The 26,074-nt window shown below is 63.5% G+C and carries 22 protein-coding genes, 1 tRNA gene and 3 pseudogenes; 17 read left to right on the top strand and 9 right to left on the bottom strand.

Annotated elements, in window-relative coordinates:
* Positions 1-154: 154 nt before the first annotated feature.
* Positions 155-6,523: a non-ribosomal peptide synthetase gene (locus IDM28_RS14415; RefSeq protein WP_188036289.1), complete on the bottom strand. Its 6,369-nt coding sequence runs from the start codon at positions 6,521-6,523 to the stop codon at positions 155-157.
* A 415-nt stretch (positions 6,524-6,938) separates the two neighbouring features.
* On the opposite strand from IDM28_RS14415, the gene IDM28_RS14420 reads away from it, so the two are divergent.
* On the top strand, positions 6,939-7,721 hold the full coding sequence (locus IDM28_RS14420) for a helix-turn-helix transcriptional regulator (protein ID WP_150569940.1): 783 nt from the start codon (positions 6,939-6,941) through the stop codon (positions 7,719-7,721).
* 17 nt (positions 7,722-7,738) lie between these two features.
* A complete protein-coding gene (locus tag IDM28_RS14425; protein ID WP_188036290.1) occupies positions 7,739-9,169 on the top strand; it encodes an efflux transporter outer membrane subunit in 1,431 nt (476 codons plus the stop codon).
* Positions 9,170-9,370: 201 nt separating this feature from the next.
* On the opposite strand, the gene IDM28_RS14430 is transcribed toward IDM28_RS14425, so the two are convergent.
* Both IDM28_RS14430 and IDM28_RS14435 read right to left on the bottom strand, forming a co-directional pair.
* The gene (locus tag IDM28_RS14430; protein ID WP_188036291.1) at positions 9,371-9,769 is read right to left on the bottom strand and encodes a TonB family protein; all 399 of its coding nucleotides are present in this window, start codon (positions 9,767-9,769) and stop codon (positions 9,371-9,373) included.
* Positions 9,770-10,043: 274 nt separating this feature from the next.
* A pseudogene (locus IDM28_RS14435) lies at positions 10,044-10,327 on the bottom strand (terminase gpP N-terminus-related DNA-binding protein); the annotation flags it as partial.
* A gap of 202 nt (positions 10,328-10,529) precedes the next feature.
* Here IDM28_RS14435 and IDM28_RS14440 point away from each other — a divergent pair.
* The 6 genes and pseudogenes from IDM28_RS14440 (at position 10,530) to IDM28_RS14460 (ending at position 12,764) form a co-directional block, all read left to right on the top strand.
* Positions 10,530-10,691 (top strand): phage holin family protein, encoded by a 162-nt coding sequence (locus IDM28_RS14440; RefSeq protein ID WP_401183262.1) that lies wholly within the window; start codon positions 10,530-10,532, stop codon positions 10,689-10,691.
* Complete coding sequence (locus IDM28_RS14445; protein ID WP_188036292.1) at positions 10,688-11,521, top strand: N-acetylmuramidase domain-containing protein; 834 nt, start codon at positions 10,688-10,690, stop codon at positions 11,519-11,521. Before IDM28_RS14440 ends, IDM28_RS14445 begins: the two co-directional genes overlap by 4 nt.
* Complete coding sequence (locus IDM28_RS14450) at positions 11,518-11,760, top strand: hypothetical protein (protein ID WP_150569937.1); 243 nt, start codon at positions 11,518-11,520, stop codon at positions 11,758-11,760. Before IDM28_RS14445 ends, IDM28_RS14450 begins: the two co-directional genes overlap by 4 nt.
* A pseudogene (locus IDM28_RS23905) lies at positions 11,757-12,128 on the top strand (LysB family phage lysis regulatory protein); the annotation flags it as partial. The gene IDM28_RS14450 and the pseudogene IDM28_RS23905, both read left to right, overlap by 4 nt.
* On the top strand, positions 12,049-12,315 hold the full coding sequence (lysC, locus tag IDM28_RS23760) for an Rz1-like lysis system protein LysC (protein WP_220633983.1): 267 nt from the start codon (positions 12,049-12,051) through the stop codon (positions 12,313-12,315). The pseudogene IDM28_RS23905 and the gene lysC, both read left to right, overlap by 80 nt.
* Positions 12,299-12,764, top strand: a pseudogene (locus IDM28_RS14460) (phage tail protein). The gene lysC and the pseudogene IDM28_RS14460 overlap by 17 nt, the downstream one beginning before the upstream one ends.
* A 218-nt stretch (positions 12,765-12,982) precedes the next feature.
* Here IDM28_RS14460 and IDM28_RS14465 read toward each other — a convergent pair.
* Positions 12,983-13,070: transfer RNA gene (locus tag IDM28_RS14465), tRNA-Ser, on the bottom strand.
* Between the two features lie 120 nt (positions 13,071-13,190).
* On the opposite strand from IDM28_RS14465, the gene IDM28_RS14470 reads away from it, so the two are divergent.
* The 8 genes from IDM28_RS14470 (at position 13,191) to IDM28_RS14505 (ending at position 18,950) form a co-directional block, all read left to right on the top strand.
* Complete coding sequence (locus IDM28_RS14470) at positions 13,191-13,862, top strand: Bax inhibitor-1/YccA family protein (RefSeq protein ID WP_101320786.1); 672 nt, start codon at positions 13,191-13,193, stop codon at positions 13,860-13,862.
* Between the two features lie 185 nt (positions 13,863-14,047).
* The gene (locus IDM28_RS14475; protein ID WP_188036295.1) at positions 14,048-15,427 is read left to right on the top strand and encodes a nucleobase:cation symporter-2 family protein; all 1,380 of its coding nucleotides are present in this window, start codon (positions 14,048-14,050) and stop codon (positions 15,425-15,427) included.
* Between the two features lie 73 nt (positions 15,428-15,500).
* A complete protein-coding gene (gene tusD, locus IDM28_RS14480) occupies positions 15,501-15,893 on the top strand; it encodes a sulfurtransferase complex subunit TusD (RefSeq protein ID WP_150569909.1) in 393 nt (130 codons plus the stop codon).
* Between the two features lies 1 nt (position 15,894).
* Complete coding sequence (gene tusC, locus IDM28_RS14485) at positions 15,895-16,254, top strand: sulfurtransferase complex subunit TusC (protein WP_188036296.1); 360 nt, start codon at positions 15,895-15,897, stop codon at positions 16,252-16,254.
* Positions 16,254-16,550 (top strand): sulfurtransferase complex subunit TusB, encoded by a 297-nt coding sequence (gene tusB / locus IDM28_RS14490; RefSeq protein ID WP_188036297.1) that lies wholly within the window; start codon positions 16,254-16,256, stop codon positions 16,548-16,550. Before tusC ends, tusB begins: the two co-directional genes overlap by 1 nt.
* Entirely contained in the window at positions 16,547-16,882 is a 336-nt protein-coding gene (locus IDM28_RS14495) for a TusE/DsrC/DsvC family sulfur relay protein (protein WP_101320796.1), read from the top strand. Before tusB ends, IDM28_RS14495 begins: the two co-directional genes overlap by 4 nt.
* Positions 16,879-17,892 (top strand): glycosyl transferase family protein, encoded by a 1,014-nt coding sequence (locus tag IDM28_RS14500; RefSeq protein WP_188036298.1) that lies wholly within the window; start codon positions 16,879-16,881, stop codon positions 17,890-17,892. The genes IDM28_RS14495 and IDM28_RS14500 overlap by 4 nt, the downstream gene beginning before the upstream one ends.
* A 95-nt stretch (positions 17,893-17,987) precedes the next feature.
* Positions 17,988-18,950, top strand: coding sequence for a glutathione S-transferase family protein (locus IDM28_RS14505; protein WP_188036299.1), 963 nt, complete (start codon positions 17,988-17,990; stop codon positions 18,948-18,950).
* A gap of 36 nt (positions 18,951-18,986) precedes the next feature.
* Here IDM28_RS14505 and IDM28_RS14510 read toward each other — a convergent pair whose 3' ends face one another.
* Together IDM28_RS14510 and IDM28_RS14515 are read right to left on the bottom strand one after the other, a co-directional pair.
* A complete protein-coding gene (locus IDM28_RS14510) occupies positions 18,987-19,769 on the bottom strand; it encodes an SDR family NAD(P)-dependent oxidoreductase (RefSeq protein ID WP_188036300.1) in 783 nt (260 codons plus the stop codon).
* Positions 19,770-19,859: 90 nt separating this feature from the next.
* Positions 19,860-20,900 carry a sigma-54-dependent Fis family transcriptional regulator gene (locus IDM28_RS14515; RefSeq protein WP_150569904.1) on the bottom strand — a complete coding sequence of 347 codons (1,041 nt, stop codon included), beginning with the start codon at positions 20,898-20,900 and terminating at the stop codon, positions 19,860-19,862.
* Between the two features lie 158 nt (positions 20,901-21,058).
* On the opposite strand from IDM28_RS14515, the gene IDM28_RS14520 reads away from it, so the two are divergent.
* Positions 21,059-21,982 carry a LysR family transcriptional regulator gene (locus tag IDM28_RS14520; RefSeq protein ID WP_101320804.1) on the top strand — a complete coding sequence of 308 codons (924 nt, stop codon included), beginning with the start codon at positions 21,059-21,061 and terminating at the stop codon, positions 21,980-21,982.
* A 3-nt stretch (positions 21,983-21,985) separates the two neighbouring features.
* Here the strand turns inward: IDM28_RS14520 and IDM28_RS14525 are convergent, their stop codons facing one another.
* From IDM28_RS14525 to IDM28_RS14535, 3 genes are read right to left on the bottom strand one after another with little or no spacing between them, the layout of a single operon-like run.
* On the bottom strand, positions 21,986-22,780 hold the full coding sequence (locus tag IDM28_RS14525; protein ID WP_101320806.1) for an SDR family NAD(P)-dependent oxidoreductase: 795 nt from the start codon (positions 22,778-22,780) through the stop codon (positions 21,986-21,988).
* A 12-nt stretch (positions 22,781-22,792) separates the two neighbouring features.
* Positions 22,793-24,673 (bottom strand): TRAP transporter large permease subunit, encoded by a 1,881-nt coding sequence (locus IDM28_RS14530; RefSeq protein ID WP_202883886.1) that lies wholly within the window; start codon positions 24,671-24,673, stop codon positions 22,793-22,795.
* The gene (locus IDM28_RS14535; RefSeq protein WP_188036301.1) at positions 24,673-25,704 is read right to left on the bottom strand and encodes a TRAP transporter substrate-binding protein; all 1,032 of its coding nucleotides are present in this window, start codon (positions 25,702-25,704) and stop codon (positions 24,673-24,675) included. The genes IDM28_RS14530 and IDM28_RS14535 overlap by 1 nt, the downstream gene beginning before the upstream one ends.
* Positions 25,705-26,074 lie beyond the last annotated feature (370 nt).

Genomic DNA, 26,074 nt, shown 5'->3' on the forward strand with positions numbered 1-26,074 from the left:
GCTTTGCCTGGAATGGGAATCGGGTACACGCTAAAGGAACGTGACCGGTCGGTCTGACATGGGAAGCGGGGACAACAGGCGCACGCCTGGGGTGCAGGATCGGCCTTGCCGGGCCGCTCCTGCACTCGCTGCAAACGCAAATGGCAGTAGCCGGTTAGATGCGCCTGCGCTTGCCCAGGCTGGGGATGGTGGTCTGCGGTATGACCACCTCGATGTGCTCAAGCCGGGTGCTGGCGGCCAGCGCGGCCAGGGTCGGCTGGCTGAACAAGGTGCGGGCATCTACATGCAACCCAGCCTGACGCATGCGTGCCACCAGGCTGACCGCCAGCAGTGAATGGCCGCCCAGTTCGAAGAAGTTGTCGTCGCGCCCAACCTGCTCGATCTTCAGCACATCGGTCCAGATCTCGGCCAGCGCTGTTTCCAGCTCGCCGCGCGGGGCTTGGTACTGGCGGCTGATCACCGACTCGGTCCCGGGCGCTGGCAAGGCCTTGCGGTCGACCTTGCCGTTGGTGCTCAACGGCAGCTCGGCCAGGGCGACGAACGCCTGCGGCACCATGTAGTCGGGCATGCGGCCCACCAGGTGGCTGCGCAGCACTTCAAGCGCCGGAGCGCTGCTGCCCTCGCGGCAGGTGAAGTAAGCCACCAGGCGCTCTTCGCGCATCAGCACCACGGCTTGCCCGATGGCCGGATGCGCCGTTAGCGACGCTTCGATCTCTCCAAGTTCAACCCGCAACCCACGCAGCTTGACCTGGAAGTCGTTGCGACCGACAAAATCCAGCTCACCGTCCAGGCGGTAGCGCACCAAGTCGCCGGTGCGGTACAGGCGGTCGCCTTCGACGAACGGGCTGGCGATGAAGCGCTCAGCCTGCAACGCCGGTAGCCCAAGATAACCACGGGCGACGCCGACGCCGCCAATGTGCAACTGGCCCACTGCGCCGAGTGGCACCGGGCGGTCATGCGCATCGAGCACATACAGGCGGGTATTGGCGATCGGCCGGCCAATCGGTGGTGCGATAAGCGGCAGCGGTTCATCGGGCTGCAGAGTCCAGGCGGTGCTGTCTACCGTTGCTTCGGTCGGGCCATAGACGTTGTGCAGGCGCACCGCGGGTAGGCGTTCACGCAGGCGTTGCACCAAGGCCAACGTCAGTTCACCGCCGCCGCAGAAGATGTCGGTCAGGCTGGTGCAACGTTCAACACCCGGTTCTTCAAGAAACTGATGCAGCAGCGCCGGGACGAATTTGATTGTGGTCACCTGCCTGGCCTGCACCAACTGCACCAGGTACGCAGGGTCACGGTGCCCGTCAGGGCGTGCCAGGACCAGGCGCAAACCGGCGGTCAGCGGCCAGAACAGCTCCCAGACCGAACCGTCGAAGGTGAACGGCGCCCGTTGCAGCAAGGCATCGCCCGGGCGTGGCGGGCAGATGCGCGAACCCCAATGCATCAGGTTGCACAGGCCACGGTGTTCGACCATCACCCCCTTCGGGGTGCCAGTGGAGCCCGAGGTGTACATCACATAAGCCAACTGGTCCGGCCCCAGACCCGGCACGTGCGGGTCGGCTGCCGAGCAGGTCTGCCAATCGCCACGGTCAAGGTCGAGTACAGGAACCGGCATTTGCTCGAACAGGCCCAGGGTAGCGCCGTGCACCAGCAGCACCGACGGCGTGCTGTCTTCGAGCATGAAGCGCAGCCGTTCGGCCGGGTAAGCGGGGTCGAGTGGCACGTAGGCGCCGCCTGCCTTGAGCACGCCCAGCAGCGCGACCATCAGTGCAACGCCTCGTTCGACACACACCGCCACCCGTGCGTCTGGCCTTACTCCCTGAGCGATCAGGTGGTGGGCCAGGCGGTTGGCCTGGGCGTTGAGGGCCTGGTAATCGAGGCAGCCGTCCTCGGCCTGCAGCGCGATGGCATGGGGTGTGCGTCGCACCTGAGCCTGGAACAGCGCAGGCAAGGTATGCCTGATCGGGCTTTGCGGGTCTTCGGTGGCGTTGAAGCCATGCATCATGCGGTCCAGTTCGCCGTCAGGCACCGCGCAGAGTGCCTCCAGGCGGGTGCTGCGGCGCTCGGCCAGGGCATTGCCCAGTTGGCGCAAGGTGGTCATCAGGTAGCTCAGCACCCGCTGCGGGCCAATCGCACGCGGTGCGCGCAGGGCGAGCTGGAGCCCGTCGGCATGGTCGTCCACCGTGAGCACCAGGGCATGGCTTTGTACTTCACTGGCTTCGGCCAGCTCCACGCCCGGCAATACCGGGCCGAACGTCACTGCCCCTTGGCGGTAGTTGATCAGGCTGTCGAACAGCGGCGTGCCAGCGGGCAAGCCACTGCACTGCTGGGCGAGGATCAACGGCGCATCTTCATGGCCGAGCAAGGCGGCCAGCCGCGCATGGGTCTCGCTCAGCGCCTGGTCGACCGAGCGGTTCACAAGGCCTATCCGCAAGGGCACGCTGTTGATGAACATGCCCAGCGCACGATCAGCCCCGTGGCCAGCCATGCTGCGGCCCAGCAACACGGTGCCCAGGGTGACCTCATCACGCCCGCCGAGGGCGCCAAGCACCTGAGCCCAGGCCAGGTGTAGCAAGCTGGCGATGCTCGCGCCATGTTGCCGGGCCTGGCTACGCAACAGGCCCGCCAGCGCCGCGTCGATGGCCTGGCTGTGGCTGTGCAGGTCCCGCTCATCGACCGGCTCGCCCCCAAGCCCGGCAATCGGCGTTGGCGGTTCGATGCCTGCCAGTTGCTCGCGGAAGAAGGCTTCGTGCTCGGCCTGGCGCTCGCGGGCAGCGCTCAGCGCAACGTAATTACGATACGGTACAGGCGCCGGCAACTGCTCGCCGCGCCCCGCCATGAAGGCTCCCAGCTCGCCCAACAGCACCTGCAGCGAAACGGCATCGTTGACCAAGTGATGGAAGCGCAGCAAGCCCAACCAACGCCCCTGCTGGGCATCCTCGGCGCAGGCCAGCGCCATCATCGGTGCCTGGCGCAGGTCCAAGGGCCGTTGCTGCGGGTCGAAATGGCTGCGCATTGGCCCGGCAATGCTGCCGTCGTGTGCCGCCCCCGCCCAGTTATCCACTGTCAGCAGCGCCTGGCGCCAGACCACCTGCTGGGGCTGCTCAAGCCCCTCCCATGCCAGGCTGGTGCGCAGGATGTCGTGACGGTCGATCACCTGCTGCAACGCTTCGGTGAAGGCCTGCAACTGCCCGTGGCTGGCAAAGGTAAACAACGCCTGCTGCTGGTACGGGTCGCGTGCATCAGTGACGTGGTGGTAAAGCAGGCCCTGTTGCAGCGGCGCCAGCGGATAGATTTCCTGTACGTTGGCTGCGCCGCCCGGCACCGTGGCAACGATGCGGTCGATGTCGGCTTGCGACAGTTTGCCGAGGGTGAGCATGCCAGGCGTGATGTGCTGGCACCCTGACGGAACGCGGTTGGCCGGTACGCTCGCGGCTTCACCGACCACGGTGCTGGCGGCAAGGCTGGCCAGCGTCGATTGGCCGAACAGCACCTGCACGTCGGCTTGCAGGCCTTGCTGGCGCATGCGCTCGATCAGTTGCACGGCCAACAGCGAGTGGCCGCCCAGCTCGAAAAAGTGATCGTGGCGCCCTACCCGCTCGACCTGCAGCAGTTCGGCCCAGAGCAACGCCAGGCGCTGCTCGAGGTCTCCCTGCGGCGCCTCGTGTTCACGGCGCACCTTGGCGGTTTCGTCCGCTGTCGGTAAGGCACGGCGGTCGAGTTTGCCATTGGCGGTCAATGGCCAGCTGGCCAGGTTGACATAGGCCACCGGCAACAAGGCGACTGGCAGCCGCTCGCGCAGGTGGTCATGCAGCGCCGTGGGCAACACTGCCGCCTCGCCAATGAACCAGGCCTGCAACTGACCTTCGCGCAGCATCACCACACACTCGCGCACCGCCGCATGGCTGCTCAGGGCAGCCTCGATTTCGCCCAACTCCACCCGCACACCGCGGATCTTGACTTGGTCGTCATTGCGCCCGAGGTACTCCAGCGTACCATCGGCCAGCCAGCGCACCAGGTCGCCCGTGCGGTACATGCGCGCGCCGGGCAGCGAGCTGAAGGGGTCGTCGAGAAAGCGCTCGGCAGTCATCTGTGGCCGGTTGAGATAGCCTCGGGCCACGCCCTTGCCGCCCACATACAATTCGCCTGGGGCGCCGATCGGCAGCAGACGACACTGCTCATCAAGCACATACACCTGGGTGTTGGCCACCGGGCCGCCGATATGCAGCGCGCTGCCAGGGGTCACTTCGCCCGACGTCGCGACCACGGTAGCTTCGGTCGGGCCATAGTTGTTGATGACACGGTAGCGCCACTCGCGCGCCAGGCGCCGCAGACGGTCGCCGCCAATCAGCAGGGTCTGCAAGGTTGGGTGCAGCTCGCCCTGTGCGAAGGCGTATTCGGCCACCGGGGTGGGCAGGAAGCTGACATCCAGCGGCTGCGCGCGCCACCAGCAGAGCAAGGCGTCGATGTCTTCAGCACCGTCACGCACCGGCGCCAGGTGCAGGGTCGCGCCACTGCACAGCGCCGGCCAGACCTCCCAGGCCATGGCGTCGAAACCGAAGCCGGCCAGGCTCGACTGGTGGCGCCCGGGGCCCAGGTTGAAGGCATGGCAGTGCCAGTCGACCAGATTGGCCAGCATGTGGTGTTCGACCATCACGCCCTTTGGCTGGCCCGTGGAGCCGGAGGTGTAGATGACATAAGCCAAGTCGCTTGGTTGCGGGTGCACAGGCGCGAGCTGGGCGACGGGTGCCGTGTTCCAGTCCCAGCAGTCCAGCGTAATCTGTGGCAGACCATGGGGCGGAAGGCGGTCCAGCAGCCGCGACTGGGTCAGCACCACAACCGGCGAGCTGTCTTCCAGCAGATAGGCCAGGCGCTCCTGCGGGTGGGCCGGGTCGATCGGTACGTAGGCGGCCCCGGCCTTGAGCACAGCCAGCAGGCCAACCAACGTGTCCAGGCCGCGCTGGGCGACCACCGCTACCCGCTGTTCAGGCTTGGCGCCAAGGGCTGCCAGGTGCAGTGCCAGCGCATCGGCACGTCGATCGAGCTCGCCATAGCTCAGGCGCTGGCCGTCGTGCAGCGCCGCCACTGCGTGTGGCGTGGCGCTGGCCTGGGCCTGGATGCGACGATGGATCAACCCCTCACCTTGTTCAGGCGCTGCTTGCGCGGTTGCATTCCACTGGCGCAGGCGGGCGTGTTCGCGGGCGGTCAGCAGGTCGAACGCCGCGATGCTTTGCTCGGGCTGCTCCAAGCCTTGCTCCAGCACATGCAGCAGGCGCTCAGCCAGCGCCGAAACGTCCTCTTCGCTGAACCAGGCGCGGTTGTGCACCAGGTGCAGGCACGCGCTGTTACGTTGGCTGTTGCACCGCAGGTGGATACTCAAGGGCGTGGGCTCGTGGCCATTGCAGATCATCACCGTGTGGCCGGGCACGTCAGCGAAACGCAGGTCGTTGCCATCCTCCTCGAACGACACCATCAGCTCGAACAGTTGCGGCCGCTCTTCACGCAATGCGCCGAGGTTGCGGTTGAGTTCGCTGAGGGCGAACCGCTGATGGCGAAAGTCCTGCTTGAGCGCATCGCGGATCCCCTGCACCAGCGCCGCAAACGAGCGTTCACGGCCAAAATCCATGCGCAGTGCGCTGACTTGGGTAAACAGCCCAAGGGTTGACTTGAACTGGGCGTTGCCACGGTTGCGCACCGGCAGGCCAACCACCCATTCGTCACGCTGCCAGGTCCGTGCGCTGCACACATGCAGCGCTGCCAACAGCACATGGAATGGCGAGGCCTGCAAGGCGGTGCCCAGGGCCCGCATACGCGCCAGCAAGTGGCTGTCGAAGGGCTGTTCAAGTGCCGCACTGGGCGGCGACAAGTGCTGCGCATTGCGTTCGCGGGGCGCCAGCAAGGCGTCGGGTAACTGCTGATACTTCGCCAGCCAGTAATCGCGGTCGCGGTCATGGCGTGGCGAACCCTGGTACTGCGCATCGTCCTCGATGAACGCGCGGTAGGACGGTGCGCTGTCTGGCAATGCCAGCCCCTGTTCAAGCAAGCGGTAATGCTCGGCAATCTGCTTGAACCACTGGTCCACGCCCCAGCCATCGAGCACCAGGTGATGGGCCTGCACGGCTAACAGATAGCGTTGTTCGCCCAGGCGGATCAATGTCGCCCCCCACAGCGGGCTGGCGTCCAGGCGGTACGGCGTCTGCATCTGTGTTTGCAACAGGCCTTGGGCAGCGCCGAAGGGGTCATCCACACCGCGGACATCATGCTGCACCAACTGCACATCGAGGGATTCGGCGAAGTACTGACGGGCTATCCCACCCTGGCCCGCTTGCATCACCAGCACTGAGCGCAGGCCATCATGCTGGGCGACCAAGTGCGCCAGTGCCCGGCTCAGGCGCTCGGCATCCACCCCGCCGGCCAGTTCGACGTAGGCGCCGATGTTGTACAGCGGCGAGTCGCCGTGGCTGATCTGATCCAGCCAGATGTCGCGCTGGGCAACGGTCAGGGCAAAGGTTTGGGCGGCAGGCATGATTCGGCAGGTCCTTCTGGTTGATCATCCGCGGATTCAAGCACTCCACTTTCAGACTGTATGGCCCCCGAAACCCGGACACGCATCCGCGCTGTCGCTGGTTGCTGAAAAACATGTAGGACATTCGCCACAGCGGCTGCCCGGCTTGGCCTACGCCAGGGGTAATCGGTAGAGATCAGGCGTTGATCGCCACGATTACGACGTCAATTTGCTGGCCTACCCGCTCATGCGCAGCGTCAGCGCTGTGAGTCAGCTGACCCGCTGATCCGCAATCGGTGGCACCTTCTGTCCCTGTTTTCCATTACAGACGCTCCTCCCAGGCCGCGCTTGAATACCGCCACAACCCGCTCCTTACCCGGAGGACTCCCCTGCGCCACCACCGGCCGTAACGCTTTGGATCAAGGATGATGACCCTATGAAGCTTACCGACAGCCTCGTACACCTCCCCGACCCCCAACTGTATCTGCAACTGGGTGAACTGATCGCCAGTACCGGCGCCGAAGGCTTTGCCGAACAGATGTTGCACCTGGTCGATGCCCAAGTGCCGATCCACAGGCTCGAGCTCAGCGAATGGACCCTCGACCCACGCGGGGCCAGCATCAGCCGCATCAGGGTACTCGGCAGCGCCGGCCCAGCACCCGAACTGCCCGCCATCGACCCTCTGCACCACCCACTGCTGCAGAGCATCATGCAGATGGACGACCCGCTGTTGATCGAGTTCAAGGCCCCCCCGGTCACTGCCCACCAGCGCCACAGTGCCCACCAGTGCAACCTGGTGTCTTGCAGCGGTGCCCGGCGCTGGGTCATTTGCTTTCATCGCCTGCCCAGCCAGCGTGGCTTTTCATTGGGCGAGTTGTCGCAGTTGAAAAGCCTGTCCGACACCTTGCTGCCCCTGGCGGAACACCACGGCCAGTTGTTCCACCAAAGGGCTGCGCGACATATCGGGTCGCCGCTGTGCGATCTGCAGGCAGGCACGCTACGGCAGTCCTTTGGCAAACGACTGATCCAGGCAGACGTGCGGCTTTCGACGCGTGAGCAGGAAGTCTGCCTAGGCCTGCTGACCGGCGGAACGGTGCCAGAAATGGCTCAACGGCTGAACGTGAAGAACAGCTCGATCGAAACCTACCTCAAGCGCGCCACCGCCAAGCTGGGGGTCAGTGGCCGCCATGGCTTGACCAAATGGATGGCCGGCGCCTGACCCTGCGAGACCCTCTGATGCCCCGATTCAACCTTCTCCTGTGCGCTGCGCTGTTGTGCGGCTGCTCGTTGGCCCCTGACTACCAGCGCCCAGGCCTACCCGTCGCCCTCCACTACCCGCAAGGGCCGGCCTACCCCGGCGATGTGCACAAGCACCCGGCCGTCGAGGACTGGCGCCAGGTGTTCCACGACCCAGCGCTGCGCCAACTGATCGACAGCGCCCTGGCCAATAACCGCGACCTGCGCAGCGCGGCGCTCAATGTCCAAGCCTACCGCGCCCAATACCGCATTCAGCGCGCCGAGCTGCTGCCAAAGGTCTCGGCCAATGGCCAGGGCCAACGCGAGTACCTGCCGCGGCGCATGACCGGTGCCGATCAGGGCATGATCCGTTCCACCTCGGCGGCGACGCTCGGCGTGAGTGCTTATGAGCTGGACCTGTTCGGTCGCTTGCGCAGCCTCAGTGACCAGGCGCTGCTGACCTACCTGGCCAGCGACCAGGCCCGCCGCAGCACCCAATTGAGCCTGATAGCCAGTGTCGCCAGCGTGTACCTGACCTGGCGTGCCGACCAGGAACTGCTGCTACTGGCCAACCAAACCCTGGCTGCAGACGAGCGCAGCCTGCGCCTGACCGCCAACCAGCGCCGCGCCGGCACGGTGTCGGCCCTGGACCAGATCCAGGCGCGGACCAGCGTCGACAGTACCCGCGCGGCCGTCGCCCGCTACAAACGCCAAGTCGCCCAAGACCTCAACCAACTGACGTTACTGGTGGGCGCCCCTGTGGCCGACGACCTCGGCGCCTTGCCGCTGGCCGACGAACAAATCGCCGGCTTGCAGGCCGGACTGCCGTCAGACCTGCTGCAACGGCGCCCGGACATCCTCCAGGCCGAGTATCAGCTGCGCGCCGCCAACGCCGATATTGGCGCCGCCCGTGCGGCATTCTTCCCGAGCATCAGCCTGACCGCCAATGCCGGCAGTACCAGCCCAGCGCTCGGCGGGCTGTTCGACGCAGGATCAGGGACCTGGTTGTTCCAGCCACAGATCAACCTGCCGATCTTCACCGCCGGCAGCCTGCGCGCCAGCCTGGACTATGCCAAGTTGCAGAAGGACATTCAGGTGGCGCAATACGAAAAAGCAATCCAGGGCGCTTTCCAGGAAGTGGCAGACGGCTTGGCGGCGCGAGCGACTTATCAGCGGCAGTTGCAGGCACAGCGCGACTTGGTGACCTCTAGCCAGCGTTACTACAACCTTGCTGAACACCGCTACCGGATCGGCGTGGACAGCAGCCTGACCTTTCTCGATGCGCAACGCTCGTTATTCAGTGCCCAGCAGGGGTTGATCAATGACCGCCTGGCGCAGTTGGTGGCAGAGGTGAATCTGTATGCGGCGTTGGGAGGTGGGTGGCGAGAGAACTTGGACTTGCGGGGGGCTTCGGCTGTGAGGGCGAACTAAGCGGCGCTGGCGGTGCGTACGTGGGTCTTAGACTAAATAGGCCGCGTTTTGTTGTTCCAAGGACAATGCGACTCAAGAAATCGGGAGCACATCCAGAGTGGATAGAGTGGATGCAGAGCGGCTCAGGGTAACGCAGTGGCGACAGTGCGCATGCAAACAGCCCAGCGCGAGGCTGGGCTATGGCGTTTCAGCCTACACGGTCTACAGGCAGAGGCCGCAAGGATCTTTACCAGGAACGAAAACAAAGGGCGCTACCACTTCAATCTCGCCGTTTTCCAACACCCATGAAGGGGGGGCAGGCATAGGCGATGCATCTGTGACAATCTGCTGCGCGACTGCGAGAAAAAAAGGTGAACCTGAGTGCTCAGTTATTCTTTGTCGCAACAGATTGCCCTTGGCATCGAGGACAAAAGCAACCTTGACGATTCCGCGTAAATTTCGAACACGCGCCTCTTCCGGGAACGTCTTGAATAGAGCAATTTGGTGTAGTACCTGGCTTACCCACAGGTTTTGCTCGGCCTGCTCCTGTGGGCTCGGCCCGCTTTGGCACCCTGCGAGTACGGCCACCATCAAGGCTAGAGCTGGTATCAAGTTGCGCATGCGTTCTCATTTTCCCTAAAAGTCACAGAGTAACTCTGCTCCAAGTGTTGCGAGCGTCCGGTGAACCCACCTCGTGTAAGGCAGGCCGGCCCCAGTGTAACGTGATAGCAATCGCAGGATCCCACTTGACCGAGCCCACGCAGGCAAATCATTACATCCTCCAGCGCGCTCTGCTGCGGAGTGACCCATGCGGGTAAACGAGTGACCACGTCGATGCTACGCCACAGTTGGGATGACGCGCGCGCGGAGGCAGTCAGGAGGCGACCGAAGCGGGGGCTATATTCGGATTCAGCTCGGTTTCGGTACCGCCACCCTGGAAGCGCTGAATCCTGGCTTGGCGCTCAACTGGCGGCGCAGCAGATCGATTTCCTTGAAGTCCCCGGCACTCTTACCGTCCTTGAGGATCAGCTGCACGAGTCGGGCTTCCAGGGCGCCGCCGATGCGCTCTACGTTGTCTGCCCGGTCCCACTCGTCTCGGGCCTTCCAGCTGTGGACGGTCTTCTCCTTCTCGTCCAGGTAATCGGCAATATCAGTGATGCGCCAACCGGTCCAGTACAGGAACTTGGCGTGTCGGCGCTAGTCGGTGGTCGGTTGGGCTGTAGTGTTCATGGCGCCGATGCTGACGCTCACGCGCGCGCTGCCCCACTGGCGCACCCTGTAGCCCACCCTCCTACAAAGCCGCCGCGTTGCCGTACAGCAGCGCTTTGCGGACCATGCCCTCATCGCTAGGCACAACGCCACTGCACTGAGGACAGCCCGAATGGCCGCAAGCACCGCACCCGCCAAGAAACTTCGTTCCGACTGGTTCCGCATCCCAATCAGTGCTGCTCCGTTTTCCGGCGGTGTCATTGGCCTGCTGGGCGTCGAGTTCACCCGCGCCACCGCGAAGAAGTTCTTCACACGCAAAGAGGGAACCGCATGACCACACTTCGACACGGCGATCGCTCACAGGCTGTTCGCGAGCTGCAGCGCCTGCTCAACGCCAACGGCGCCGAATTGGACGCCGACGGTGCCTTTGGCGATGCAACCGAGGCGGCAGTCCGGACCTACCAGGGGAAGGTCGGGCTCGTCTCCGACGGCAAAGCCGGCCCGAAGACCATGGCCAGTCTGCAAGGCCTGGACATACGCAAGCTCCTCAAACATTCGGATCTGCTGCAGGCCTCCGCTCGCCTCGGCGTGCCGGTCGCGGCTGTGTACGCCTTGAACGAAGTTGAATCGAAGGGCCGCGGCTTCCTGGACAATGGAAAGCCGGTGATCCTCTTTGAGCGCCACGTCATGTACAAGCGTCTGCAACTGGCTGGTTCGCCGGGCGATGACCAGGAGCAGTTGCTCCACCGCGCCGATCTGCTGGCCAAGCAGGCGCCGAACCTGGTCAATCCAAAAGCCGGCGGCTACATCGGCGGAAGCGCCGAGCATCAGCGCCTTGCTCAGGCCCGGCAGCTGGATGAAGTAGCGGCACTGGAGTCCGCGAGCTGGGGTGGCTTCCAGGTAATGGGCTACCACTGGCAGCGTCTGGGTTACTCCAGCGTGCATGATTTTGTCGACGCAATGATCCGCAGTGAAGCAGACCACCTGGAAGCCTTCGTCCGCTACATCGAAGCCGACGCCAATCTGCTCAAAGCCTTGAAAGCCCAGAAGTGGGCAACGGTAGCCAAGCTCTACAACGGCCCGGACTACCAGCGGAACCTGTACGACGTGAAGCTGGAGCGCGCTTTCGAGCGGCACCAGAACCGCGCTTTGGTGGCGGCATGAGCGAGCGAGGGCAGAAACATCGCTTCCCATATCGAGAACTTATCCAGCGCATGACGAGCCTGTCACCAACTGGGGGATGCAGGGCTGTGCTTCTGCCGGCGGGGACTGACATCGAGGAATGTCAGAAGATCGCCGACGCACTAAAACAGGTGATGCCTACCCCGCCATTGGTGATCTGCGGCGATCTGCAGGCTCTCGATGAAGCAGACATGAACGCAGCCGGCTGGTATCGAAAATGATTGGCTTGCGCGAAGGGCTGTTGGCCGGAGCTTTGTTTGCTGCGGTTTCGGCTGGCCTGTGGGGGTGGGGCCAGCAGGTCTTGCTAGGGACTGAGAAGGGAAAATCAAAGGCCCTCCAGGACCAACTCACCACAGCCCAGGGCGAAGCCCGCGACAACCTGGCCGCTGCCAACACATTGAAAACCACCCTGGAGCGTGAACGCGAGAGCCAAGCCAAGCTGCTGCTGATACAGGGCGAGCTCCGCGCAGGGCTGGCGAACCGCGAAAGCCAGATCGAGGACCTCAAGAATGAGAACGAAGAACTTCGCAACTGGGCTGGTCAGCCTATTCCTGGTGCTGCTCGCCGGCTGCGGCAGCGTCCTGCGATCACCGGAGCCGCCGCCTACCGTCAGTGGCTGTCCCGTGGTGGTCCCTTGCCAACTGCCGGCGACGAAGCCAGCCCGGAACGGCCATCTACTGACTGATCAAGAGCGTACCGAGCTGGCCTGGGCCGAATGCGCTGCCCAAGTCGACGCGGTATTCCAGTACCAGGTGACCCATGAACAAACCCGATAGTCTTCGTGACCTCCTGCTGCAGGCCGTGCCCGGGCTGAGGAAAAACCCCGAGCGTCCGTTGATGTTCATTGATCAAGGCAAGGTCCGCTGCGCGGCGGCTGCGAGTCTGTCGTTCGAATACAGCTACACCCTGCAGATGATCTTGACCGACTTCGACGGGCACACTGACAGTGTGATGATCCCAATCCTAGACTGGCTGCGGGTCAATCAATCCGAATTGCTCGTAAACACGGACAAGTCTGCCGAGGGTCTCAAGTTTGAGGCCGATATGCTTGACCGCAGTAAGGTGGATCTCAGCCTCACCCTGCCATTAACTGAGCGCGTGATCGTGACTCGCAGAGGTGGCGGCGGCTTTTGATGTCGCGCACGCCGCCGAGCCCCAATACGAGGGCTACGCCGAGCAGGGGTCTGTCACTCTATTTGCGGATGGCGAACCGATCACCACCTGACATCGACGGCGATGATCTTCAAGCACTACGCGAAGTGGATCAGCGAGGACGGCCCTGATGTGGTGGGGTTGTTGAATCAGACGCTCAGGTTGACCTGAGCGCACAAAAAAGGGGCCGCAAGGGCCCCTTTCTTCTGCCTGTCATTCCCAAAGTGTTCCCAAAACGCTCCCATTTGCGGGTTCAGCGGTGGCGAACATCAATGAAATCAAGCACTTGTGTGGCGGAAGCGTAGAGATTCGAACTCTAGGATAGTTGCCCATCGACGGTTTTCAAGACCGTTGCCTTAAACCACTCGGCCACGCTTCCGGATACAGCGGGCGCCATAATACCGTAATGAAACACGCTGTCAAACTCTCTGTGTCGCGGCCTGCGGTGGCTCTGGTATGCTCTCAGCATCCATAGGTTTCTACCCACAGGAGTGTCGCCATGCGCGAACAGGATTATGCCCTACAACACGGCCAGCAGGCCGAGCAGCTGGAGGTCAGCAAGGTCCTGCGTAACACCTACAGCTTGCTGGCGCTTACCCTCGCATTCAGCGGTCTAATGGCGTTCGTTGCGCAGCAGATGCGTGTCGGCTACCCGAACATCTTCGTGGTGCTGATCGGCTTCTACGGCCTGTTCTTCCTCACTGCCAAACTGCGTGACTCGGTCTGGGGCCTGGTCTCGACCTTCGCTTTGACCGGCTTCATGGGCTTCATCCTTGGCCCGATCCTCAACCGCTACCTCGGCATGGCCGGTGGTGCGGAAGTGGTCAGCTCGGCATTTGCCATGACTGCACTGGTGTTTGGTGGTCTGTCGGCCTACGTGCTGATCAGCCGTAAAGACATGAGCTTCCTCAGCGGTTTCATCACTGCTGGCTTCTTCGTCCTGCTGGGCGCGGTGGTTGCGAGCTTCTTCTTCCAGATCAGCGGCCTGCAGCTGGCGATCAGCGCTGGTTTCGTGCTGTTCTCGTCGGTCTGCATTCTGTTCCAGACCAGCGCGATCATTCACGGCGGCGAGCGCAACTACATCATGGCGACCATCAGCCTGTATGTATCGATCTACAACCTGTTCATCAGCCTGTTGCAGCTGTTCGGCATCATGGGTCGTGATGACTGATCGTTGATTGACCGGTAACGCAAAAAAGCCCGCTTCGGCGGGCTTTTTTGTGGGCGACGTTTGGCGGTGGCCGACATTACCAGCCGTATCCAGCCAGACGCTGGGCTGAACCGCTGCATTTAGGCTACCCGAATCAGCCAGCGGCCCTTAGAATGCGCTCCTTTTTTCTTCCGGGGCAGCTACCCATGAGTTCGATCGAACAAGGGCCCGGCGCGGCAGCGCCTGACAATGAACTGGTCCTTGACCTGGAGGACAAGCCACGGCCGCTGATTGCCATGCTCGCTGCCCTGCAGCATCTGCTGGCGATCATCGTGCCGATCGTTACCCCGGGCCTGCTGATCTGTCAGGCGCTGGGCGTTTCAGCGCGGGATACCAATCTTATCGTATCCATGTCGCTGGTGATTTCGGGGATTGCCACCTTTGTTCAGTGTCGGCGCTTCGGGCCGTTTGGTGCGGGGCTGTTGATCGTACAGGGCACCAGTTTCAACTTTGTCGGGCCGTTGATTGCCGGTGGTGCATTGATGGTCAAGCAAGGCACGCCGGTTGAGGGTGTGATGGCGGCGATCTTTGGTGTGGTGATTGCCGGCTCCTTCGTCGAGATGGGCGTGTCGCGCATTCTGCCGTTCATCAAACGCCTGATCAGCCCGCTGGTGACCGGCATCGTGGTGCTGATGATCGGTCTGACCTTGATCAAGGTCGGCTTGATCAGCATGGGCGGTGGCTTCACGGCAATGGCCAATGGCACTTTTGCCAACGGCGAAAATCTGCTGCTGTCGGGCGTGGTGCTGGCGATCATCGTGCTGCTCAACCGCATCCCGGTGGTGTGGATGCGCAGTTGCGCCATCGTCATCGCGCTGGCGGCGGGCTATGCCCTGGCCGGTTACATGGGCCGGCTGGACTTTACCGGAATGCATGAGGCGGCACTGTTCCAGGTACCGACGCCGTTGCACTTTGGCCTGAGTTTCTCGTGGGCGTTGTTCATTCCGATGCTGGTGATCTATCTGGTGACGTCGCTGGAAGCCATAGGTGACGTAACGGCGACCAGCAAGGTTTCGCGTGAGCCGGTCGAAGGCCCGGTTTGGATGCAGCGGATCAAGGGTGGCGTGCTGGTCAACGGCGCCAACTCGCTGCTGGCTGGGGTGTTCAATACCTTCCCGAGTTCGATCTTTGCGCAGAACAATGGCGTGATTCAGCTGACCGGGATTGCCAGCCGCCACATTGGTATCTGGATCGCTGCCATGCTGGTATTGCTGGGTTTGTTCCCGAGCGTTGCCGGGGTGATTCAGGCAGTGCCGGAGCCGGTGCTCGGTGGCGCAGCGATGGTGATGTTTGGCGCCGTTGCTGCTTCGGGGATCAATATCCTCGCCAGCACGCGGCTGGACCGGCGTGCCCTGCTGATCATCGCGGTATCGCTGGCCTTGGGCCTGGGCGTGGCGCAGGTGCCGGAGTTTCTTGCGCACATGCCGTCGGCGCTGCGTAACGTGCTGGAATCGGGCGTGGCCACCGGTGGCATCTGCGCGCTGGTACTGAACTGGTTCTTGCCCGAGAGCAAGGCGCAACAGTGAGCATTGCCCCGCCGGTAGCGGTGGCGGGGTTGTTTTGCTTTATCATGGTCGGATCACGTTGCAAGAGCCTCCCATGAAATTCGCCATCGCGGTTTTTTCCCCGGCCCATGCGCCCTCCTCGCGTCGCGCCCTGCGCTTCGCCGAGGCGACGCTGGCCGGCGGGCATCAGATTGCCCGCCTGTTCTTCTATCAGGACGGGGTGCACAGCGCCTCGGCCAACGTTGTCACGCCGCAGGATGAACTGGATGTGGCTGCGCAGTGGCGTGCGTTCATCGAAGGCAACCAGCTCGACGCGGTGGTGTGCATCGCTGCCGCCCTGCGCCGCGGCGTGCTGGATGCGACCGAAGCCAACCGCTACCAGCGCCCTGCCGTGAACCTGCCGGCACCCTGGGAGCTGTCGGGGCTGGGCCAGTTGCACGAGGCGGCGCAGGTTGCCGACCGTCTAGTCTGTTTTGGAGGCGATTGAAGTGGCCAAATCCTTGTTGATCATCAGCCGCCAGGCACCGTGGAGCGGCCCGTCCGCACGCGAAGCGCTGGACATCGCCCTGGCTGGCGGCGCCTTTGATCTGCCGCTGGGCATGCTGTTCATGGATGACGGCGTGTTCCAGCTCGCCGCTGCCCAGCAGCCGGCCTCGCTGCAGCTCAAAGACCTCGCCGCCAACCTGCAGGCGCTGCCGATGTTTGGCGTAGAAGAGCTGTTCGTCTGTGCCCACAGTGTGGCTGAACGCGGCCTGGACCCGGCCAGCCTGAGCTTGCCGGTCGAGCTGCTGGATGATGCAGCGCTGGCGGCATTGATTGGCCGTTATGACCAGGTGGTAACGCTCTGATGACGACCCTGCATGTACTCAGCCATTCGCCCTTTGGCGACAATCGCCTGGCCAGCTGCCTGCGTTTGCTCGGCGCCAACGACGCCATCCTGCTCTGCGGCGATGCGGTTTACGCACTGCGCGCAGGCACCGCGCCGCAGCAACTGTTGCAAACGGCACGGTTGCAGCACCGCCTGTTCGCCCTCGCTGAGGATGTCCAGGCGCGTGCCATCGACAGCACCTTGGCCGAAGCGGTGGACTACCCCGCCTTCGTCGAGCTGTCGTTGCGCTTCGACAAAGTGAACAGCTGGCTATGAACGCATTGACTGTCGGCGAGCATCACATCGCCCTGGACAAGGACGGCTTTCTGCTCGACCTGCAAGACTGGTCCCCCGCCGTCGCCGAGGCTCTGGCCGAGCGCGAAGGTATCGCGCTCAGCCCCGAGCACTGGGAAGTGCTCGAGGTGCTGCGTGGGTTTTACCAGGAATACCAGCTGTCACCGGCCACGCGCCCGCTGATCAAGTACACCGCGCTCAAGCTGGGCGTGGAAAAAGGCAACAGCCCGCACCTCAATCGCCTGTTCAATGGCACTCCCGCCAAACTTGCCGCCAAGCTGGCGGGCCTGCCCAAGCCGACCAATTGCATATGACCGAGCAACTCCCCGAACCGCGCCCGCTGACCCTGCATACCCCTGCCGAGCACCCGTTCGCCGAATTCGTGCGCATCCTCGGCAAAGGCAAGCGCGGCGCCCGCGGCCTGAGCCGTGAAGAAGCCCGTGCGGCGATGACCTTGCTGCTTGAAGGCAAGGTCGAGGACACCCAACTGGGTGCCTTTCTCATGCTGCTGCGGCACAAGGAAGAAAGCGCTGAGGAGCTCGCCGGCTTCACCGAAGCCCTGCGCGCGCAACTGCAAGCCCCGCAGATCGCGGTCGACCTGGACTGGCCGAGCTATGCCGGCAAGAAGCGTCACCTGCCGTGGTACCTGCTGGCCGCCAAGTGCCTGGCAGGCAATGGCGTGCGCATCATGCTCCACGGTGGCGGCGCGCATACCGCCGGGCGTATGTATACCGAGCAGGTGCTGGACCTGCTGGAGATTCCGCTGTGCCGCGACTGGGCATCACTCGCGCGCGCCTTGGACGAGCAACAGTTGGCGTTCTTCCCACTGCAGGACTGGGCGCCGCAGTTGCAGCGCATGATCGACTTGCGCAACACCCTTGGCCTGCGTTCGCCGATCCACTCACTGGCACGGGTGCTTAACCCACTGGCGGCGCGCTGCGGCCTGCAGAGTATCTTCCACCCGGGTTATCAGGCCGTGCACCGTGAAGCCAGCCGCTTGCTTGGCGATCACGTGATTGTGGTCAAGGGCGATGGTGGTGAGATCGAGATCAACCCGGACGTGGCCAGCCACCTGTACGGCACCAGCGGCGGCGAGAACTGGGACGAAGAATGGCCCGCCATGAGCGCCCAGCGCCATGTCAAACCGGCCTCCCTGCAACCCGAGCATCTGCTGGCGGTCTGGCGCGGCGAGGCGCAGGACAGCTATGGCGAAATGGCCGTGGTCGCCACCATGGCGCTGGCCCTGCGTGGTCTGGGTAAGGATCGCGATCAGGCCTTTGCCGACGCGCAGCGATTGTGGGCGGATCGCAACAAGATCGACTAATTCGATAGATCCCACGCAGTCTTTGCGCTATTTATTCGAACGCTAGTCCCTAGACTGGGCTCCAAGACAAATCACTTTTGTACAAGGAGCTCGGCATGGGCCTTTTGATTGACGGTCGCTGGCATGACCAGTGGTACCAGACCAGCAAGGACGGCGCGTTTCAGCGCGAGAACGCACAACGGCGCAATCAGCTGCCCAAGGCCGAAGCCGGTCGCTATCACCTGTATGTGTCGCTGGCCTGCCCGTGGGCGCATCGCACGCTTATCGTCCGCGCGCTCAAAGGCCTTGAGCCGTTGATCGATGTCTCGGTGGTGAGCTGGCTGATGGGCGAGCACGGCTGGACCTTCGATCAGCAGCAAGGCTCCAGCGGTGATCACCTCGATGGCCTGCAGTACATGCACCAGCGCTACACTCGCGACGACCCCAACTATACCGGTCGCGTCACGGTGCCGGTGCTGTGGGACAAGCAGGAACAACGCATCGTCAACAACGAGTCAGCCGAGATCATCCGCATCTTCAACAGCGCCTTCAATGCGCTGACCGGCAACCACCTCGACCTCTATCCCGAAGCGCTGCGCCCTACCATCGATGCGCTCAACGAGCGGATCTACCCGGCCATCAACAATGGTGTCTACCGGGCGGGCTTCGCAACTTCGCAGGAAGCCTACGAAACCGCGTTCGATGAGGTGTTCAACGAACTGGAGCATCTCGAGCAGCTACTGAGTGGCCAACGCTACCTGGCGGGCGAGTACCTGACCGAAGCCGACGTGCGCCTGTTCACCACGCTGGTGCGCTTCGATGCGGTGTATCACGGCCACTTCAAGTGCAACCTGCGCCGCCTCAGCGATTACTCGAACCTGTCCAACTGGCTGCGCGAGCTGTATCAGTGGCCGGGCGTGGCCGAAACGGTAAACATGGAGCACATCCAGAAGCACTACTACCTCAGCCACAAAACCATCAACCCCAACGGCATTGTGCCCAAAGGCCCGCTGCAGGACTTCAATGCAGCGCATGATCGTCAGCGTCTGCCAGGTAGAGGTATCTACCAAGGCGTTTGAACCGAGCCTGCCACCGCGGTGGCAGATCAGCAAAGGTCAGTCGCGCATGAAGCCGCCGTCCACGTCCATGATCTCGCCGGTAACAAAGCCCGCCTCGACCGACGCCAGAAAGCACACCGCGGCAGCAATATCCCGCGGCGTACCCGCCCGGCCCAAGGGCATCTGCGCCAGCACCTGAGCGCGTGCCTGCGGTGCCAGCGCAGTAGTCATTTCAGTGTCGGTGAGCGCCGGTGAGACTGCATTGACTGTGATATCGAAAGGCCCGGCCTCGCGCGCCAGACCTTTGGTCAGTGCGATCACCGCGCCCTTGGCGGCGGCATAGCAGCTGTTGCCCAGCAACCCTCCTCCACGCTTGCCAGCCACCGAAGCGATATTGATGATGCGCCCGCAGCGGCGGTCCATCATGCCCGGCAGCACCGCCTTGGCGCAGAAGAACACACTGTTGAGGTCGATCGCCATGACCCGGTTCCACTCTGCCGTGGTCAGCTCCAGCAGCGGTACGGTGGAGACGATGCCGGCATTGTTGACCAGGATATCGACCGGCCCAAGCAGCCGCTCGACCTCATCGACCATCGCCAGCACCTGCTCCTCCTGAGCCACGTCCACGGCCACGCCGATGGCCTGAATGCCCTGCGCACGCAGTGCTTCGGCAGCTCGTTCGGCTGCAATCGGATCAAGGTCGGCCAGGGCCGCCTGGGCCCCGCAATGACCAAGCGCGACGGCAATCGCATGGCCGATACCGCGGGCGGCACCGGTCACCAAAGCGGTGCGGCCAGCGAGGCTGAAGTTCATCGGGGCGTAGGCGGCAGCTGTACTCATTATTGTTATGTCCTTGATGAAGGGCGAACTCGGGCTCACCCCCTGCGCAGCAAGGGGTGTTCAAGCAAAGAGGATCAGGTGGAATGCGGCTCAGGCGCGGCGGCAGGCGTCCAGCGCCAGCTGTTCCTTGAGCGGCGGGATATCCAGCCGACGCAGTACCCGGTACAGCGAGGGCCGGCAGATGCCCAGTTCGCGTGCGGCCGCCGACATGTTCCAACGGCAGGTCTGCAGCACTTCCAGCACATCGGCGCGCTCGTCACCGGCGCGGCTCGGGCGGATCGGTGTCACGTTCGGCACCACCACGCGCACTGGTGCGCTAGCGGCCGGCAGCTGGGCGATAAAGTCCACTGGCAGGTCGGCGCGGGTGATCCGCGCGCCTTCCATCACCGCACAGGCATAGCGAATCACCGCACGCATCTGGCGCAGGTTGCCCGGCCAGGCGTGGGTCAACAGCAGCGACCAGACCTCGGCGCTGATCACCTGGCGTGGATCACACCCCGGCAGTTCATGGGCGACCATGTTGCACAGCAGTTCGCCGCGGTCAGTGCGCTCGCGCAGCGGCGGCAGTTCGACCACGCCGGTGGCGATGCGATAGAACAGGTCTTCACGGAAACTGCCGTCGGCTACCCGCGCCGACAAGTCCTGGTGGGTGGCGCAGACCAGGGCAAAGTTGACCGGTACGCTGCGTTCGGCACCCAGCGGGGTCACCTCACGTTCGGCGATTACCCGCAGCAGGCGAGTCTGCTGCTCGTAAGGCATGTCGCCGATCTCGTCGAGAAACAAGGTGCCGCCATCCGCCTGCTGCACCTTACCCTTCTTGCCGCCGGGCAATGCCCCGGAAAACGCACCACGGCTGTAGCCGAACAGCTCGCTCTCGATCAGCGTCTCCGGGATCGAGGCACAGTTGAGCGCCACCATCTGTGCGGCGCGACGTTGACTGTGGGCATGCAGGGCGCGGGCGAGGATCTCTTTGCCGGTGCCGGTTTCACCGCGGATCAATACCGCGATGCCGCGCTCCATCAAGCGCAGCGCCCGGCGAAACGCCTGGCGCACTTGCGGGTCACTGTCGTGGGCGATATCGGTTTCGGCAACTTCGGCGTGGCAAACAGCAGGGTCGGTCAGGGAATGCATCAGCGTCACCTTTTATTGTTCTATAGCTTGTGACTATGTCGGCGGGCGACGCTTGTGGCGTGGCCGGGGCCGATGGGGTGTGGCCTGATCACATTAGGTAGGCAGACTTATATTTTCCAATACATAATCAAGCATCCACTGATACCTTTGCGAGCATCATGATCGAACTTCGCCATCTGCAGTACTTCCGCACCCTGGCCGAGACCCTGCACTTCGGCCGCGCCGCCGAGCGCCTGCATATCTCCCAGCCGCCGCTGTCGCGGCAGATTGCCCTGCTGGAAGAGGAACTTGGGGTGAAGCTGTTCGACCGATCACGGCGGAGGGTCGAGCTGACCGAGGCCGGGCAGCGCTTTTACCTGGATACCGGCACGGTGTTCGCCGCCTTCGAGCAGGCCAAGCGTAACGCCCTGGCAGCGGCACGCGGCGCTGCGGGCGAGTTGTCGGTGGGGTTCATGATGTCGACCGCCTACAGCATCACCCCGGCCATCACCCGCCGGTATGCTGCGTTGTTCCCGCAGGTCAATCTGAAGCTGACCGAGACCCTGCCGCTGGACCTGGCACAGGACATCAGCAGCGGCCACAAAGACGTCGCCATCATGTACCGACCGCAGGACTGCAGCGGGCTGGAGACGGTCACGCTGTACCGCGAAGAGATGACCCTGGTGCTGCCACCCGGCCACCGCCTGATGCAGCAGGAGCTGATCGAGCCGCAATCATTGGCGGGCGAGCCGTTCATCATCGTGCCGCGGCGAATCGCCCCGGCGCTGCATGACATGATCTGCAACTACTGCCTGCAACACGGCGTGACGCCCAACATCGGCATGGAGATCAACCTGCAGCAGACCATCGTCAACTTAGTTGGCGAAGGCCTGGGCGTGGCCATCGTGCCGCGCTCGATGCGCAACATGCGCCTGGCCACCACCAGCTTCAAGCCGCTGCGCGATGCACCGGTGATCGAAGTGGTAGCGGTATGGAAGGCAGACAACCACAACCCGTGCATTGCCACCTTCGTCGAGGCGGCGCTGCAGGCCGGCGAGCAGGCTACGCGCGAGGACCACGCGCAGCGGCTGCTGGAGGGATAACACTCAGATTTCGAGGATGCCCGAGGCCATGAACCCGCCGTCCACCGGGATCACATGGCCACTGATGTAGGAGGCATCCTCGGACGCAAGAAACGCCACCGCACCAGCCATCTCCGCCGGCGTGCCATAGCGGCGCAGCGGCACCGCGCGGGCATACGACTCACGGGTGGCCGCCGAATGCAGCGCCTGGGTCAGCGGCGTATCCACCGGCCCTGGCGCGATGCCGTTGACAGTGATGCCGTGCTCGGCCAGCTCCACGGCCATCTGCCGGGTCAGGCCGATCACCGCCGCCTTCGACGTGCCATAGGCGGTACGGCCCATGCTGGCGCGCATGCCGCTGATCGAGGCGACGTTGACGATCCGCCCCCAGCCCCGTTCGCGCATCAGCTGCGCGGCGTGCTGGCTGCAGAGCAAGGTGCCGGTCAGGTTGATATTCATCAGGCGCTGCCAGCCTTCAAGCTCGGTATCGAGAAACGCCTGGGTGCGCGCCACGCCGGCATTGTTGACCAGCACATCGCAGCGGCCGAAGCGCTCGCGCAGCGCGGCGAACAATGCCCTGATCGACTGCGCATCACCGACATCGATGGCCATCGCCTGGGCCTCGATGCCCTGCACCCGCAGCCCGGCGACCATCTCCTCTGCCGCCGCCAGGTTGATATCGGCCACCACTACCGTGTGGCCATCGTGGCCGAGGCGCTCGGCAATGGCAGCGCCGATGCCCATGGCAGCCCCGGTCACCACGGCCACCCGACCATAGCCCGGCGCGTTGCGTGTTGTTGTTTTCGCAGCTTGGCTCATGACAGGACTCTCTTAAAGGAAACCAATGGAAATCCACGGGAAGCAGGCCACTACCGCCAGCGCTACCAGCAGCGCCCCGAGGTAACCCCAGACGCGGCGAATAACGTGGTCGGACGAGGTTTTGCTGATGGCGCAGGCGGCGTAGAAACCGACCCCCAACGGCGGCGCGAACAAGCCCACGCCCATCGCCAGGATCACCACCATGGCGTAGTGCACCGGGTGAATGCCGAGCATCTCTGCCAGCGGGAACATCAACGGGCCGAACAGGACGATGGCCGGAATGCCTTCGAGCACGCTGCCCAGAATCAGGAACACCAGAATCGTCACCACCATGAAGCCGAAGGTGCCGCCCGGGATTTCCTCGATCAGCTCCACCAGCGAGGCGGAGAAGCCAGATTGAGTCAGTGCCCAGGCCATCGCCGAGGCCATGCCGATGATCAGCAGGATCGCCCCCGACAGCGACGCCGCTTCCAGCAGCATCGGATACAGCCGGGCAAAGTCGATATGGCGCATGAACAAGTGCATGACCAGGCCGACCAGCACCACGTAGGCGACACCAATCGTCGACACCTCGGTCGCGGTCGCCGCGCCTTCGAGCACTGCCACGCGGATCAGCAACGGCAGGGCCAAGGCTGGCAAGGCGATGAGGAAGGTCTTGCCGACCCGCGACATCGGCGCGCGCTCGATCTTCGGCGCGTCTTCCTTGCGTGAACGCCACCAGCACACCGCCGCAATGGCAATGGTCGCGACCACGGCAGGCATCAGGCCGCCGATGAACAGCGCGGTAATCGAAACGCTGCACACCGCACCGATGGTGATCAGCACCAGGCTCGGCGGAATGGTCTCGGTCATGGCCCCGGTAGCGGCCAGCAGCGCCGCCAGTTCCTCGGGCTTGGAGCCGCGTTTTTTCATTTCAGGGAACAGCGCCGGTGCGACTGCAGCCATGTCGGCCACTTTCGAGCCGGAAATCCCCGACACCAGAAACATCGCCCCCAGCAGCACATACTGCAGGCCGCCACGGACATGACCGAGCAGCGAGGCCATGAAGTCGATCAGCGTGCGAGCCATGCCCGACAGCTGCAGCACCACGCCGAGCAGCACGAACAGCGGCACCGCCAGCAGGACCAGATGCGACATGCCCTCGTCCATCCGGCCGACCACGATCGACAGCGGCGCATGGGTCACCAGCGCCAGATAGGCCATGGTCGCAGTGCCGAATGCGAAAGCAATCGGGATACCGCCAAACACGCAGGCGCCGAGCAACACCAGGAAGAACACCACCAGATTGTAGTTACCCATCGCCGCCAGCAGCGGCTGCGCCAGCCACAACACCGCGGCCACTGCCGCAACCACCACTAGCCCAGCCATGAACTGGCGTACCGTCGAATAACGCGCCATTCGCGCCACCGCAGCCAGCAGCATCAAAACCGCGCCAACCGGCAAGGCCGCCGCCCGCACACCGTCGGGAATGCCCAGCGCCGGCGTGGTGATCGACATCTGCTCGTGGGAGTGTTCCATGGCCGGTGAGATGATCATCGCCACGAACAAACATACGATCAGCGCCGACAACGTCTCGCTGAACCCGCGCCAAGCAATCGGCAGCTTGTTGACCAAGGCCGACATGCGCATGTGCTCGCCGCGGTCCAGCGCCAGCACTGCGCCGAACATCGACAGCCAGATAAACAGCGACGAGGCCAGCTCGTCGGTCCAGATCAGTGGGCTGTGCAGCACATAACGGGAGATCACCCCCGCCAGCAGCACCAGCGTCTCGATTACCATCAAGGTAACGGCGAGTGCGCCAACCACGCGCATGATCCAGCTGTTCAGACAGATCAGCGCCCGGGCCGGCAGGCGCAGCGATTGATTGGGGGCCATGACGGCTGGCGCGCTCATCAGGCCAGCTTCCCGGAGAATTGCTCAAGAATCGCCCACGCCTCGTCACCAAACTTGCCATGCCAGTCGGCATAGTAATTGGCGCTGCGCAGCTTCTCGCGGAACGGCTCTGCCGGCGACTCGACCAGCTCCAGGCCTTTGCTCTTGAGGGTGTCGCGGGTGCTGCCTTCAAGGGTGGCAAGGTCGGCGCGCTGGGCCATCACTGCCTTCTCGATCTGCTTGCGCAGCACCTCTTGCAGTTCCGGTGGCAGGCGCCCGATCGAAGCGCTGTTGCCCAGCATCCAGAAGCCGTCCCAGACGTGGTTGGTCAGCGAGCAGTATTTCTGCACTTCATACAGCTTGGCCGATGACACCAGGGTCAGCGGGTTTTCCTGCCCTTCGACGATGCGCGTCTGCAACGCCGAATACACTTCGGCAAAGTTGATGCTGGTCGGCGCCGCATCCAGCGCACGGAAAATCGACATGATGATCGGGCTTGGCGGCACCCGCAGCTTCATCCCGCGCAGGTCATCCGGGGTGGCCACCGGGCGCGTGCTGGTGGTGGTCACGCGGAAGCCGTTGTCCCACATCCGCTCGTAGGCGAACAGGGTGCCGGTCTTGGCGATCTCGCTGCGCACGTGGGCTCCGAGCGCGCCGTCCATGGCACTCCAGACCTGCTGATAGTCCTTGAAGGCAAAGCCCACGGCGCTGATCTGCACCGATGGCACCATGGTGCCGAGGATCACCGGCGACAGTGAGAACAGGTCAACCGCCCCCGAGCGCACCTGCGCCAGGGTGTCGGTGTCGCTGCCCAACTGGCTGCTGGGGAACACCTGCACGCTCAAAGCGCCGTTGGTTTCCTCCTTGATCGCCTTGGCCATTTCCCGGGCGCGGATATTCATCGGGTGGCTGATGGGCAGGTTGTTGGCAAACTTCAGTTTGAAGTCGGCGGCGCGGCTGTTGCCGCTGTACAGGCCCATCCCGGCAGCGGCGACAGCAGCCCCTGCCAGCGAGGCGGTCTTGATAAAGGAACGGCGGGTGAAATCGCTCATGAAGCTCTCCTGACCTATTTGTTCTTATTGATCGAGTTGCGGCGATGATAGGCATGTTGTTAGCAATACGGGTGCCACGCTTGAGTAACAGCGCTCAGCAGGCCCCTTTGCCGGCTCGCAAGAACCGGGCAAGCGACTGATTTATCTTGAGAAAATATTTATCCGAGGGCTTGTTAGATTTTGTGACAGGCCTGCCAGAGACGCCCAGCAGGTGTAACAGGTGTCTCCTTGAACTGTCGCCCTGGCAGCCAGGGCGACACCTGTAGACCGGCATTCGCTACCGACAACCACCCTCTTGCGCCAGCAAAGCCCCAGCCTAGAGGGCTATTACCGAGCTTGGCACCGCCCTTGCTATTGACCTCGCAAACAA

The organism is Pseudomonas sp. EZ-C24 (assembly GCF_014525325.1).
GTDB classification, from domain to species: domain Bacteria; phylum Pseudomonadota; class Gammaproteobacteria; order Pseudomonadales; family Pseudomonadaceae; genus Aquipseudomonas; species Aquipseudomonas shirazensis.